This is a genomic window from Enterococcus sp. DIV0174 (assembly GCF_050529065.1).
In the GTDB taxonomy this organism is placed as follows: domain Bacteria; phylum Bacillota; class Bacilli; order Lactobacillales; family Enterococcaceae; genus Enterococcus_B; species Enterococcus_B thailandicus.
The window spans coordinates 1329173-1342084 of the sequence record NZ_CP172881.1; the positions used below are offsets into that span (position 1 = coordinate 1329173).

Consider the following 12912-nt stretch of genomic DNA (forward strand, 5'->3'; position numbering starts at 1 on the left):
TGGTGTGATTTAATTACTGGCTTCTTCGTATAATAATTATTAGATTAGAATAATGAAAAATTGTGCCATTAGCTATTCTAATTGAATTATTGACCCACACAGGAAAGGAGAGAATAGAAATTAAATTATTGAAGAAACTTGGGGTTATTGGCGCTGTGCTATTACTTGTTTCATCTTATTTAATGCCAATCACTGTGAAAGCAGAAGCTGTTGATACCGTTGATATCACGTCAGCACAGATAACAACAGATGAAAAAGATCAGACCTCTTTAAATGTGGATCTGAATCTTATCAATCAGACAGATGCTGCACTAAAAAAAGAAATCAAGTTGACGAACGCTCGCTTGATTGATACAAAAGAACTTCAAAAAGATGGCTACTCTTATCAAGTAGAAGATCATATTCTCAGTTTAACAATTGCCAGTGGAACAAATCAGCAAGTTCAACTTTCGTTAGCTGTTGATTCTCACTCCTTAGATGTAACCCAAACACCTAAGTTATTGTACGAAAAAAATGAATTTGAAGTATCTTTTATGCCTGACGAAACTACGAGTGAGACGACTCCAAAAGAAACGGAGACTGACAGCACGACAGATAACACTATAGCAGAAGAAAGTGATGTCGAGCCAACGTCAGAAGAAATTGTTCGGCCTTTCGCCGAAGCAAAAATGGCCACAGCAGCCGATCTTTCCCGAAAAGAACATGAGTCGATTAATCCACAGTACACGACCGATAATTCAGGCACTTATCCAACAGCTAGTTGGCAACCAACTGGTAATCAGCAAGTCATCAACCATCAAGGAAATAAACAGGGAAGTAGCACCGAATGGGATGGGCAAACTTCTTGGAATGGTGATCCGCTAAATAAAACGAACTCGTATATCGAATATGGTGGTACTGGCGACCAAGCAGATTATGCCATTCGCAAATACGCAAAAGAAACTTCCACGCCCGGACTATTTGATGTCTACTTAAATGTTCGTGGAAATGTTCAAAAAGAGATCACACCTTTAGATTTAGTCTTAGTCGTTGACTGGTCAGGAAGTATGAACGATAACAACCGAATCGGAGAGGTTCAAAAAGGCGTAAACCGTTTTGTTGATACATTAGCTGATAGCGGAATTACTGACAGTATCAATATGGGTTACGTAGGTTATTCAAGTGATGGCTACAAAAACGGAACAGTTCCGATGGGCTCATTTGACTCTGTGAAAAACCCAATCAAAAATATTACGCCAAGTAGTACAACTGGTGGTACTTTTACACAAAAAGCATTACGTGATGCCGGTAACATGTTAGCAACACCAAATGGACACAAAAAAGTCATCGTTCTACTAACGGATGGTGTACCAACATTTTCATATCATGTTAGCCGTGTTCAAACCGAAGCTGACGGTAGTTATTACGGTACGCAGTTTACTACGAGTCAAGACAAACCCGGAAATACTTCCTACATTTCAAACAGTTACAATGCGCGGGACCAGAACAATACGAATCGTCGAATCAACAGTACCTTTATCGCAACGATTGGTGAAGCCCTAGCGCTAAAACAACGCGGAATTGAGATTCACGGATTAGGTATTCAATTACAAAGTGATTCAACTGCTGGTTTATCGAAACAAGAAGTTGAAAATAAAATGCGGCAAATGGTTTCTGAAGACGAAAATGGCGATTTATATTATGAATCTGCTGACTATGCACCAGACATCTCGGATTATTTGGCAAAGAAAGCCGTGCAAATTGCCGGAACCGTTGTGAACGGAAATGTCACTGATCCAATTGCTGAACCTTTTATTTATGAACCAGATACTTTAAGTATTAAAAGTGTCGGCTCAGTTCAAGTCCCATCTATGCCAAGCATTACAATGGACGGAACAACGGTAAAAAGTAATGGTATTTATTTAGGAAAACAGCAAGAAATCCAAATTCATTATCAAATTAGACTTCAAACGGAATCAGACTCATTCAAACCAGATTTTTGGTATCAAATGAATGGACGAACAACTTTTCAACCAATGGCAACGTCAAGTGAACTTGCAGATTTTGGTGTTCCTTCTGGTAAAGCTCCTGGGGTCAAATTGAATTTCAAAAAGATTTGGGAAGAATTTGATCAAGATACAAGTAGCCGACCAGAAAGTGTTACCTATGAAGTCACACGTCAACAAGTGACAAATTCAGCAAATTGGCAGACTGGTTACATCAAGATTTCTAAACCTAAAAATGACACTAGTAACACATGGGAAAGAACCGATATCACACAGTTATCAAAAACAGCTGATGATTCTTATGATGAAACCCTTAGTCTTCCTCAATACAACAATCAAGGGAAATATTTCAGCTATCAGATGACTAATGAAGTGGCAGTCCCGGGTTATGACCAAGAAAAAGTAGATGAAACAACTTGGAAAAACACGAAACAGTTTAAACCATTAGACTTGAAAGTGATTAAGAATTCTTCAACTGGTGAAAAAAATCTCGAAGGAGCAATTTTTGAGTTAACTGGTGATGGCGTCAAAACAACGCTAATTGACAACCAAGATGGCAGTTACTCATTGCCTAAAGAGGTTCGCTTACAAAAAGGGAAAAAATATACACTGACAGAGCTTCAAGCTCCGGCAGGCCATGAACTAGGCGAAAAAACAACTTGGAACATCGAAGTTACGAATCAAGGGACAGTCAAGATTGATGGAAAAGAAGTAACTACGAGCAATCAAGTAATTACGCTAGAAATTGAAAATCAGTTTTCCGAATTACCAATCAATATCAGAAAGTACACGTTGCAAAACGGTAAACAAGTTAATCTAGCAGACGCAACATTTGAATTGCAAAGAAAAGACGAACAAGGGACTTATCAAAAAGTGGGTACCGAAAAAACAAATCAATCTGGAATTGCCCATTTTGTAATCAATCAGTCTGGGACTTATCGCTTGGTCGAAACAACTGGCCCACTCGGCTACGATACGCTTGCTGGAAATTATGAATTCAAAGTCGATAAATATGGCCAGATTCATTACGATGGTAAGAACATCGATCAGGATGCAACGGAGTGGACAGTGACGCACGAGAATCATCTAAAAGCTTTTGATTTGACGGTGCACAAGAAAGCAGATAATCAGACAGCGTTAAAAGGTGCAAAATTCCGCTTAACTGGTCCAGATACAGATATTGAATTACCAAAAGATGGCGAAGAAACAGATACCTTCCTCTTTGAAAACTTACAGCCTGGTGAATATACTTTGACAGAAACATTTACACCTGAAGGATATCAAGGACTCAAAGAACCCATTAAACTTGTGATTAACGAAGATGGGACAGTAACTATTGACGGAAAAGAAATCGACGATGTGCTCGTCACTGGTGAACAAAACAATCAAATCAGTTTAGATGTAACGAACCAAGCAAAAATTCCTCTACCAGAAACTGGTGGAATTGGTCGTGTTTGGCTCTACTTGATCGCTGCAATTAGTTTAGCAACAGTCGGTGGTTATCTATTCATCAAGCAACGAACAGAAGGAGAGGTGTAACGAATGAAAAACGCGCGATTATTAAAACTGTGTGTGTTCGTGCTTGTATTTTTCGGCTTTTCACAACAAGCATTGGCAGAAAATACGCAAGCAAACGTTCAGATTACTTTACACAAATTACTATTTCCTGAAGGTCAGTTGCCTACAGAACAAGAAAATTCTGGTGAAGAAGGTACCTTATTACAAAATTATCGTGGGCTCAATGATGTGGACTATCAAGTATTTGACGTAACCGATTCCTTTTATCAGTTACGCAGTGGGGGAGATTCTGTTCAATCGGCTCAAACTAAATTAGCACAAACAGGCGCTTCAGCGGGAAAGCTGGTCACTGAAGGAACAACAAGTCATGTAAACGGTGAAGATGGGATCTTATCTTTTACTTTGCCAACTAAAGACGAAAAGCAACGTGATAAAGCTTATTTATTCATTGAAGTTCATGCACCAGAAGTCGTCAAAGAAAAAGCAAGTAATCTGGTCGTGATTTTACCAGTAAAAGATAGTAATGGCACGGATTTGTCGACAATCCACCTTTACCCTAAAAACGAAGAAAATGCGTATGACTTACCACCACTAGAAAAAACGGTGTTAGAGGGAGAAAATGGATTTACTGTGGGTGATGCTGTTCACTACCAATTGAAGACAACTATTCCGGCAAACATCTTAGATTATCACCAGTTTCGTATTTCAGATACTGCTGATCCAGTACTGACGCTTTTACCGAACACATTGAAGGTATCTGTGGATGGACAAGAGTTAACCAGCGGCTATACGACGAAGACGCACGCCCATGGATTTACGTTAGATTTTTCAATTCAAGAACTCCAAAAATTTGCGAAGAAACAACTAGTGATTTCTTACCAGATGACATTAGAAAAAGATGCAAAACCTGATACAGCTATTCTCAATGAAGGTCGTTTAGACAGTGATAAACACTCCATCACAAAGAAAACTGCTGTACGAACAGGTGGTAAACGATTTGTTAAAGTCTCAAGCGAAAATCAAACAGAAAAACTGGCTGGAGCAGTCTTTATCGTAAAAGACAAAACAGGTAACTACTTACATGAATCAGCTAGTGGCTACACTTGGAACAAAGATAAACAAGCAGCAAAACAGTTTCTATCTGATCGTTCTGGAAATTTTGCAGTCAAAGGCTTAAGAGATGGACACTATTTCTTAGAAGAAATCAAAGCACCTGATAACTATGTCTTAAGTCAAGAATCAGTTCCATTTACGATTACAGAACATTCTTATGTATCAAATGGGCAAGCGACAGAGCCTTTAAAAGTCGTCAATAAAAAGATAAAACATTCAGGGCTATTACCAAAAACAAATGACCAACAAACCATTTGGTGGGGACTACTTGGAACATTATTAATTGGCTTAGTCATTGGTTGGATAATTTATCAAAAACGAGGAGCAAAAAAATGAAACAGTTTAAGAAAGTTTGGTATTTATTAAGCACATTGTTACTGACCTTACCACTTTTTACAGGCCTAGTAGGTACAGTTCCAGCTTTTGCAGCAGAAAATGATGACACAGCAAAAGTAATCTTGCACAAAAAGAAGATGACTGATTTTCCTGACCCATTGATTCAAAATAGCGGGAAAGAAATGAGTGAGTTTGACCAGTACCAAGGATTAGCTGGTGTAACGTTTAGTATCTATGATGTAACAGCAGAATTCTATGCTCAACGTGAAGCAGGCGCAACAGTCGATGCTGCTAAGCAAGCAGTTCAAGGCTTAACAACTGGCACACCTATTGCACAAGGAACAACCGATGCGAACGGAAACGTTAGCTTGGATTTGCCAAAGAAACAACAAAGTAAAGATGCAGTTTATACCATCAAAGAAGAAGCAAAAGATGGCGTAACTGCTGCAGCCAATATGGTCGTTGCTTTTCCTGTTTATGAACTAATCAAACAAGCAGATGGTTCTTACAAATACGGAACAGAAGAATTAACAACCATTCATTTATATCCAAAAAATATCGTAGCCAACGATGGTGCATTACACGTCAAAAAAGTTGGTACTGCTGAAAATGAATCTTTAAATGGTGCAGAATTTGTTATCTCAAAAACAGAAGGAACTCCAAGCGTCGTAAAATATATCCAAGGTGTGAAAGATGGTCTTTACACTTGGACAACCGATAAAAGCCAAGCGAAACACTTCATCACCGGAAAAAATTATGCAATTGGCGAAAACGATTTTACAGAAACTGATGCTGCGACTGGTGAATTAACAATCAAAAATCTTGAAGTCGGTTCTTATGTATTAGAAGAAGTTAAAGCACCAGATAATGCGGAATTGATTGAAAGCCAAACGAAAACAGATTTTACAATTGAAGCTGATAATCAAACAGCTGTAGAAAAAACAATTAAAAATGACACATCAAAAGTAGAAAAAACAACACCTAACTTAGATGGAAAAGACGTTGCAATCGGTGAAAAAATCCAATACGAAATTTCTGTCAATATTCCTTTAGGTATTGCAGATAAAGAAGGCGATGCAAACAAATATGTTAAATTCAATCTAATTGATACACATGACGAAGCTTTAACGTTTGATAACATTGCTTCAGGTGACAATGCCTACGCACTTTATGATGGTGATACAGTAATTGCACCCGCAAATTATCAAGTGACAGAACAAGAAAATGGGTTCACTGTAGCAGTTGATCCTGCATTTATTCCTTCATTAACACCAGGTGGTACTTTGAAATTTGTTTACTACATGCACTTAAATGAAAAAGCAGATCCAACCAAAGGATTTAAAAACGAAGCCAACGTAGACAATGGACACACAGATGATAAAACACCACCAACTGTTGAAGTTGTTACTGGTGGGAAAAGATTTATCAAAGTAGATGGTGATGTTTCATCAACACAAGCTTTAGCAGGCGCTTCATTTGTCGTACGTGACGAAGACAGCGATACAGCTAATTACTTGAAAATTGATGAGGCAACAAAAGCTGTTACTTGGGTGAAAAACAAAGAAGATGCAACTACTTTCACAACATCAGCAGATGGATTAGTAGACGTAACAGGGTTAGACTATGGAACGTATTACTTGGAAGAAACAGTTGCTCCTAACGACTACGTTCTATTAACAAATCGGATTGAATTTGAAGTTGATGAACACTCATACGGAACAACTGAAAACTTAGTTGCTCCAGAAAAAGTTCCAAACAAACACAAAGGAACTTTACCTTCAACTGGTGGTAAAGGAATCTACTTGTACATCGGTACAGGTGCTTTATTACTTGTTGTTGTAGGGCTATACTTTGCTAAACGTCGCAAAGAAAATGTATAGAAGCTGAACTTCCGCTAAAAAGTGAAGCAAGCCTTTCGATTAACAAAATAATCAAAGGATTCTATCTACCAAAACAATAAAAGAGCCTGAGACATTGTGTTGTCCTAGGCTCTTTTATTTATTGATCTTCATCCAAGGAGGAATCCATGAAACGAAAAAACAGACGACGAGTGATTGATAGCATAATGATTCTTTTATTGTTCATTGGCATAGGTGCTTTGGCTTATCCTTTTGTCAGTGATGCCTTGAACAACTATCTCGATCAGCAAATCATTTCTCATTATCAAACAAAAGCCAATCAAGAAAATGCAGATGCCATGGCGAAGTTACAAGCAAAAATGGAAAAGAAAAATCAGCAACTGGCTAAAGAAGGGGGAAATCCCGGACTAGATCCTTTTTCTGAACCAAAAAAGGCGGAGAAAAAACCCGACAAAACTTATTTCGAAAGTCATACGATTGGTGTTTTGACGATTCCAAAAATCAATGTTCGTCTACCTATTTTTGATAAGACGAATTCATTATTACTAGAAAAGGGGAGTTCCTTACTAGAAGGTACATCTTATCCTACTGGTGGGGCTAGCACCCATGCAGTAATCTCTGGACATCGAGGCTTGCCACAAGCAAAGCTATTCACCGACTTGCCTGAATTAACTGAAGGGGATGAATTTTATTTAGAAGTAAACGGTAAGACTCTTGCTTACCAAGTAGATCAAATCAAAACGGTCGAACCCACCGATACGCAATATCTGCATATTGAAGAAGGAAAAGACTTGGTGACGTTATTAACTTGTACACCTTACATGATTAATAGTCATCGCTTATTAGTAAGAGGTCATCGTGTGCCTTACACACCAGAAGAAGTTTCAAAAGGAATCAAAAAAGTAACTCAGCGACACCAATTTTTATTATGGGGTATTCTGTTAAGTGCATTACTTCTGATTAGTTTGTTTTTGATTCTCTTTTACAGACGGCACCAACGAAAAAAAGCCCGTAAGTAATAAAATTAGCTAACGAAATTACGCCAAAACAAGCTCGCGCTAAATAAAATCATTTATGCGTGAGCTTGTTTATTCTTTCAGCTATTAGTTGACGATAATACATTGATTCATTAGAATGTAAACTGAAAAGATTCCCAAAACAAAAGCAAGGGAACTTGCAAAATTAGGAGGAAATCCATGATTGTCAACCAGGAACGTCCAAAAAAAGCCACTGCAGCCACACATGGAAACAAGCCACTCTTTCTAGATAACGCTGATCAATCTGCCTTTTTCGACCGTCACTTTACCAATTCTGATGATGTCCGTTTTTCAGTAATCGAAAACAAAAGCCATTTAGATTCAACGGTCTTTAAAAAATATAAAAAAACTTTTTTTGACGACTGGATTGCATCTGAATAAACACAGAAAGCGACTAATTAAAGAATTGACTTGAGTCTTTTAAAAAATAAAAAAACAGAGCGGAGGATTTCATGAAAAAATTTTATTATTGGCTAGATGAGTGGGGACGTAATGATAAAATGCGTTATATTTTTCTGATTTCATTTCTTTCTGGATACTCAGTCAATAAAATTGATTCCTTTTTTCAATTCCCTGAATTTTTTCATTTTTTATTTATTTGCGGAGCCTTTTTGTTAGGTGCAAGCATCCGTGCAACTTTTTATTACAAAAAACATCCACATAAAAATTTCCAGCGAAAGAATTGAGTATTTATCCTTCATCAGTCAACTGAAACCATTTACTGGTTTCAGTTTTTTTATTCTTCACTGTAATAAATGGTTGTTCGGATATTTTGTTCATGATTGCCAAAGGTATCTCCAAATAAAGTAACGCCTCCTTGATTGACTGCCCCTTCGTCTACAGCAATTTTAAACCGATAAAATGATTGATCTTCGATACCCAGATCAGCTAATCGAACCTCAGAAATTTTGACTCCATCAATTCCAGTATCAGAATTAGTGATGCGCAAGTGCTTTAAAAGGCCGTATTGGCTAAAATGATTCTTCCACCAATCAGGCGTTAATTTTCCCCTGACATCTGAAAAGTTTCCAGGACAGGTCCAAGTGCCTAGCTTGATTCCATTAATATAAAAGCTGATATCACTTGGCCAATTATTATTTGATTCTGGAAATTCTGAAGAGATTTCAAATGAGAGTTCCAATAACTGCAACGTTGAACCAACTGGTGCTTTATTAGGAATGATATATTCTACATACCCACGAGAAAACCATAAAAGGGCAGCTTCTGATCGGTGTTCGTCAACAAAGGACTGTGGCTCATCTAACAGACCAATAATCGTTTCCGTATCCGCGAGTCCACAAGTCGGCACGACCAAAAAATCAGAGAATAAGCCTAGCCGAGTTTCAACGCTTGCTTTTTTAAAAGGTAAAAAAACTTTTTGCGGAAAGACGATTTCCACTCGATCAAGGGCCAACGAAAACAAGCGCTTGTGTTGTTCGTCATCATTGAACCAAGAATCATTCAGTCGAATCAGGCGACAATCTTCTAATAGACGAACATGTCTTGAGATGATTGCCTTACTTAAATTGAGTTCCTTCGCAAGTTCGGTAACAGTCAAACCTCTTTCTGCTAGCAATTGCAAAATCGCTAACCGTGTTTCTGATGCTAATGCTTTATAAGTTGGTAAAGAATGTTGGTCTAAATATAATTCCATCTTAATGGTTCCTTTCATAAATAATTTAGTTATGTATGTAAGTAAACTATATCTCCGCTAGAGAATACAATTGCCTAATCGAATTGTTAACTATTGGGTTAACAGAGCCTATAGAAAATAAAATACACTCGTTAACTTCTCAGTTGAAAGTGGCTCGAACCTTGCTAAACTTATTGACGATACCCATGGTTCAAGCTAACATTTCTACTTGTAAGCGCTTAATACTATCGATAGGAAACCAACTCAAAAGGAGAGTGTCCAAAGTGTACTATAAAAAAATCATCAAATTTGCGGGGATCGCCATTTTAAGTTTTAGCTTGGCCGCCTGTGGCAAAAGCTCGGAAAGTTCAGCCAAAACCGAAGAAATTCGAATCAGCTGGTGGGGTGGTGATGCGCGGAATAAAGTCATGCAAGAAGCCATCACAGCTTTTGAAAAAGAAAATCCCACAATCAAAGTCAAGGCAGAGTTTAGTGGGTACGGAGGTTATCAAGAAAAAATGACAACACAACTATCTGGTGGCACAGCACCAGACGTCATTCGTTTGGATTCAATGTGGCTAAATCAATACAAAAACCAACTTGTTGATTTAGAGACTCTCTCAAAAGAGTTAGCAATTTCTACCAACTTTTCTGAAGAGTCCTTGATTTCACTAAAATATGATGACCATTTGTTAGGATTACCATTATCAACCAACTATCGTCCTTTGTTATACAACAAAACAGTTACAGATCAGTTCAATATCGAGGCACCCCAGTCTTGGGAAGATTTAATTGCTATGCGGGAAAAATTACCTGATGACTATTATCCAGCCGCAAATTTCTTTGGCGCTAAGTATGGTTCTCCCATTGTCTTCTTTCAAATTGTTGCGCAACAAACTGGATTACCAATTTCAGATGAGAATGGCAAGTTGAACTACACAGAAAAAGATTTCCTCACACTTGTCAATTTTTATCATCAACTCGTTGAGCAAAGAATCATTCCTTCTAAAAAAGATGTAGACAATGCAGGAACAATTGACGGCGCACCAGCACCAGCGTTACTTGAAGGAAAGTGGGTAACACTCTTTGAATTTATTGCCAACGTAAATACCATTAAGAGTCAATTGGAAGAACAAGGATTTGAATTAGCGTTAGCAGGCTATCCTTCAATGAGTAATGAAAAATCAACAGGAGTCTGGACGAAGCCATCGATGGTTTATTCTATTCCAACCTCTAGCAAGCACCAAAAAGCTGCTGCAAAGCTAATCAATTATTTAATGAATGATTCAGAAGCAAATAAAATTCAAAAATTAGAAAACGGCGTACCTGATAGTGAGAGCGGTAAACAAGCTTTAGAAGAAAGTGAACTGATTACGCCATTAGCGACAGAAATTTTAGTGGAAGGTGAGAAGAAGGTCGATACGAATCTATCCACTATGTATCGTTGGGACACAGCTAAGCTAAATGATGCAACTTTAGATATCATTACTCGATTAGATTATGGAAAAATCGACACTAAGCAGGCTGCAAAAGAATTTTACCAAGCATTCAAGGAAGAGGAAGACTCCGTGAATTAAGCCAGCTATGCTTTAACGCATAGCAAATCATGGCATCTGATTTCTTAACTTTTATAGGAGGAAAAAAATGATCAAAAAAAAATACATTGGTCTTTTATATTTAACACCTTGGATGATTGGGATTCTCTTTTTTGTTGTTTATCCCTTTGCCATGTCACTCTTTTACAGCTTCACAGACTATTCGATGCTAACCGAGCCGAAGTTTATTGGCTTTGACAATTACATCAAAATGTTTACTGATGATCCCATTTTTTGGTCGTCAGTCAAAGCAACCATCAAATTCGTTTTCCTAACTGTTCCTTTTAAGCTGATTTTTGCACTTTTCGTAGCCTATGTAATGAATGCTAAGCTAAAGGGAATTGGCTTTTTCAGAACAGCTTATTATATCCCTTCGATTTTAGGTGCAAATGTCGCGATTGCTGTGTTGTGGCAATTCCTATTTAAAAATGATGGATTAGTCAACATGGTGTTAAACAGTATCGGGCTTGCTAATGTTGCTTGGTTTTCTAGTGGGACAGGTGCCATGTTGACCATTGTGTTGCTACGTGTTTGGCAGTTTGGTTCAGCTATGGTGATTTTCTTAAATGCGTTGACTGAGATGCCTCAAGATTTGTATGAAGCTGCAGCAATCGATGGTGCATCAAAATTTCGACAATTTTTCTCTGTTACTTTGCCACAATTGACACCGATTATTTTTTTTAATTTAATTTTACAATTGGTTCAAGCGTTCCAAGAATTTGATGGCCCATTTTTAATCACGGGTGGGGGACCAATGCGTAGCACGTACTTATTACCTATGTATATTTATGACAATGCCTTCAAGATTTTTAACATGGGCTATTCAAGTGCGTTGTCGTGGGTATTATTTGTGATGATTATGATCTTTACCGCAATTTTATTTAAGACTTCTAAAAATTGGGTCTTTTATGCCGATGGGAGGGGCTAACCATGCAGCAAACATTGCAGCATAAAACTGAAACAGAAAAAATGAATCGACAAGTAAAACGAAAAAAACGATTAGTTTTGTTGATCAAATATCTTATTTTGATTGCAGGCGCGCTCATCATGTTGTACCCAATTCTATGGTTATTTGGTGCTTCCTTTAAGACAAATAGTGAAATTTTTCAATCCATTTGGTTTATGCCAAAAACGTTTGATTTTACGCCTTACATTGAAGGTTGGCAAACATCGAGTCAGTACACGTTTGCTACTTATTTCTTGAATTCTTTTCTGATTGTTATCCCTAAAGTTCTCTTGACTTTGATTTCCTGTACCTTAGCAGCTTATGGCTTTGCTCGCTTTGATTTTCCTTTCAAGAAAATTTTATTTCCAATAATGATTGCTACTTTATTTTTGCCTGGAATCGTTACTCGAATTCCAATGTATATTTTTTGGCGAAATGTAAATTTGCTTGATACGTATCTACCTTTGATTACGAATTCAGCTTTTGCCTGCGATACGTTTTTCGTTTACATGCTGGTTCAATTTTTCCGCACAGTACCAAAAGAACTAGACGAAGCTGCAACGATTGATGGCTGTAATTCTTTCACAATTTTAACAAGAATCCTTGTACCCATTCTCAAACCATCATTGATTACTGCAGCTTTGTTTCAATTTATCTGGACCTTTACCGACTTTCAAGGCCCATTGATTTACATCTCTTCTGTAGAAAAATACCCAGTATCGATTGCCTTAAGGATGGCGATGGACACTACTTCAGCAGATTTCAGCTGGAATCGAACAATTGCCATGTCGATCATTGGTTTGATTCCTTCATTAGTTGTTTATTTCTCTGCTCAAAAACACTTCATCGGTTGTTCAACTGCTGGTGGTGTGAAAGGTTAAAAAAGAAAG

The 12912-nt window shown here is 37.6% G+C and carries 10 protein-coding genes; 9 read left to right on the plus strand and 1 reads right to left on the minus strand.

Features of this window, described 5'->3' with window-relative positions:
* Window positions 1-62 precede the first annotated feature (62 nt).
* From IGJ93_RS06400 to IGJ93_RS06425, 6 genes are all read left to right on the plus strand, one after another.
* Complete coding sequence (locus IGJ93_RS06400) at window positions 63-3524, plus strand: vWA domain-containing protein (RefSeq protein WP_430596875.1); 3462 nt, start codon at window positions 63-65, stop codon at window positions 3522-3524.
* Between the two features lie 3 nt (window positions 3525-3527).
* Window positions 3528-4952 carry a SpaH/EbpB family LPXTG-anchored major pilin gene (locus IGJ93_RS06405; protein ID WP_311797854.1) on the plus strand — a complete coding sequence of 475 codons (1425 nt, stop codon included), beginning with the start codon at window positions 3528-3530 and terminating at the stop codon, window positions 4950-4952.
* On the plus strand, window positions 4949-6832 hold the full coding sequence (locus IGJ93_RS06410; protein ID WP_075491523.1) for a SpaH/EbpB family LPXTG-anchored major pilin: 1884 nt from the start codon (window positions 4949-4951) through the stop codon (window positions 6830-6832). The genes IGJ93_RS06405 and IGJ93_RS06410 overlap by 4 nt, the downstream gene beginning before the upstream one ends.
* Before the next feature lie 146 nt (window positions 6833-6978).
* Window positions 6979-7830, plus strand: a complete 852-nt coding sequence (locus IGJ93_RS06415; RefSeq protein WP_071868360.1) for a class C sortase — start codon at window positions 6979-6981, stop codon at window positions 7828-7830.
* 177 nt (window positions 7831-8007) lie between these two features.
* Complete coding sequence (locus IGJ93_RS06420) at window positions 8008-8229, plus strand: hypothetical protein (protein ID WP_067481993.1); 222 nt, start codon at window positions 8008-8010, stop codon at window positions 8227-8229.
* A 71-nt stretch (window positions 8230-8300) separates the two neighbouring features.
* Window positions 8301-8534 (plus strand): hypothetical protein, encoded by a 234-nt coding sequence (locus tag IGJ93_RS06425; RefSeq protein ID WP_071868361.1) that lies wholly within the window; start codon window positions 8301-8303, stop codon window positions 8532-8534.
* Window positions 8535-8584: 50 nt separating this feature from the next.
* On the opposite strand, the gene IGJ93_RS06430 is transcribed toward IGJ93_RS06425, so the two are convergent.
* A complete protein-coding gene (locus IGJ93_RS06430; protein ID WP_075491525.1) occupies window positions 8585-9502 on the minus strand; it encodes an ArsR/SmtB family transcription factor in 918 nt (305 codons plus the stop codon).
* A 263-nt stretch (window positions 9503-9765) separates the two neighbouring features.
* Between IGJ93_RS06430 and IGJ93_RS06435 the strand changes: the two genes are divergently transcribed.
* The 3 genes from IGJ93_RS06435 (at window position 9766) to IGJ93_RS06445 (ending at window position 12903) form a co-directional block, all read left to right on the plus strand.
* On the plus strand, window positions 9766-11058 hold the full coding sequence (locus IGJ93_RS06435; RefSeq protein ID WP_071868363.1) for an ABC transporter substrate-binding protein: 1293 nt from the start codon (window positions 9766-9768) through the stop codon (window positions 11056-11058).
* 70 nt (window positions 11059-11128) lie between these two features.
* On the plus strand, window positions 11129-12004 hold the full coding sequence (locus IGJ93_RS06440; RefSeq protein ID WP_071868431.1) for a carbohydrate ABC transporter permease: 876 nt from the start codon (window positions 11129-11131) through the stop codon (window positions 12002-12004).
* A 2-nt stretch (window positions 12005-12006) separates the two neighbouring features.
* Window positions 12007-12903 carry a carbohydrate ABC transporter permease gene (locus IGJ93_RS06445; protein ID WP_430596876.1) on the plus strand — a complete coding sequence of 299 codons (897 nt, stop codon included), beginning with the start codon at window positions 12007-12009 and terminating at the stop codon, window positions 12901-12903.
* The last annotated feature ends 9 nt before the right edge of the window (window positions 12904-12912 follow it).

Coding starts and splice junctions, on each gene's coding strand:
- IGJ93_RS06410 (WP_075491523.1), top strand. CDS start 4,949: ATGAAACAGTTTAAGAAAGTTTGGTATTTATTAAGCACATTGTTACTG.
- IGJ93_RS06430 (WP_075491525.1), bottom strand. CDS start 9,502: ATGGAATTATATTTAGACCAACATTCTTTACCAACTTATAAAGCATTA.
- IGJ93_RS06405 (WP_311797854.1), top strand. CDS start 3,528: ATGAAAAACGCGCGATTATTAAAACTGTGTGTGTTCGTGCTTGTATTT.
- IGJ93_RS06415 (WP_071868360.1), top strand. CDS start 6,979: ATGAAACGAAAAAACAGACGACGAGTGATTGATAGCATAATGATTCTT.
- IGJ93_RS06425 (WP_071868361.1), top strand. CDS start 8,301: ATGAAAAAATTTTATTATTGGCTAGATGAGTGGGGACGTAATGATAAA.
- IGJ93_RS06445 (WP_430596876.1), top strand. CDS start 12,007: ATGCAGCAAACATTGCAGCATAAAACTGAAACAGAAAAAATGAATCGA.
- IGJ93_RS06420 (WP_067481993.1), top strand. CDS start 8,008: ATGATTGTCAACCAGGAACGTCCAAAAAAAGCCACTGCAGCCACACAT.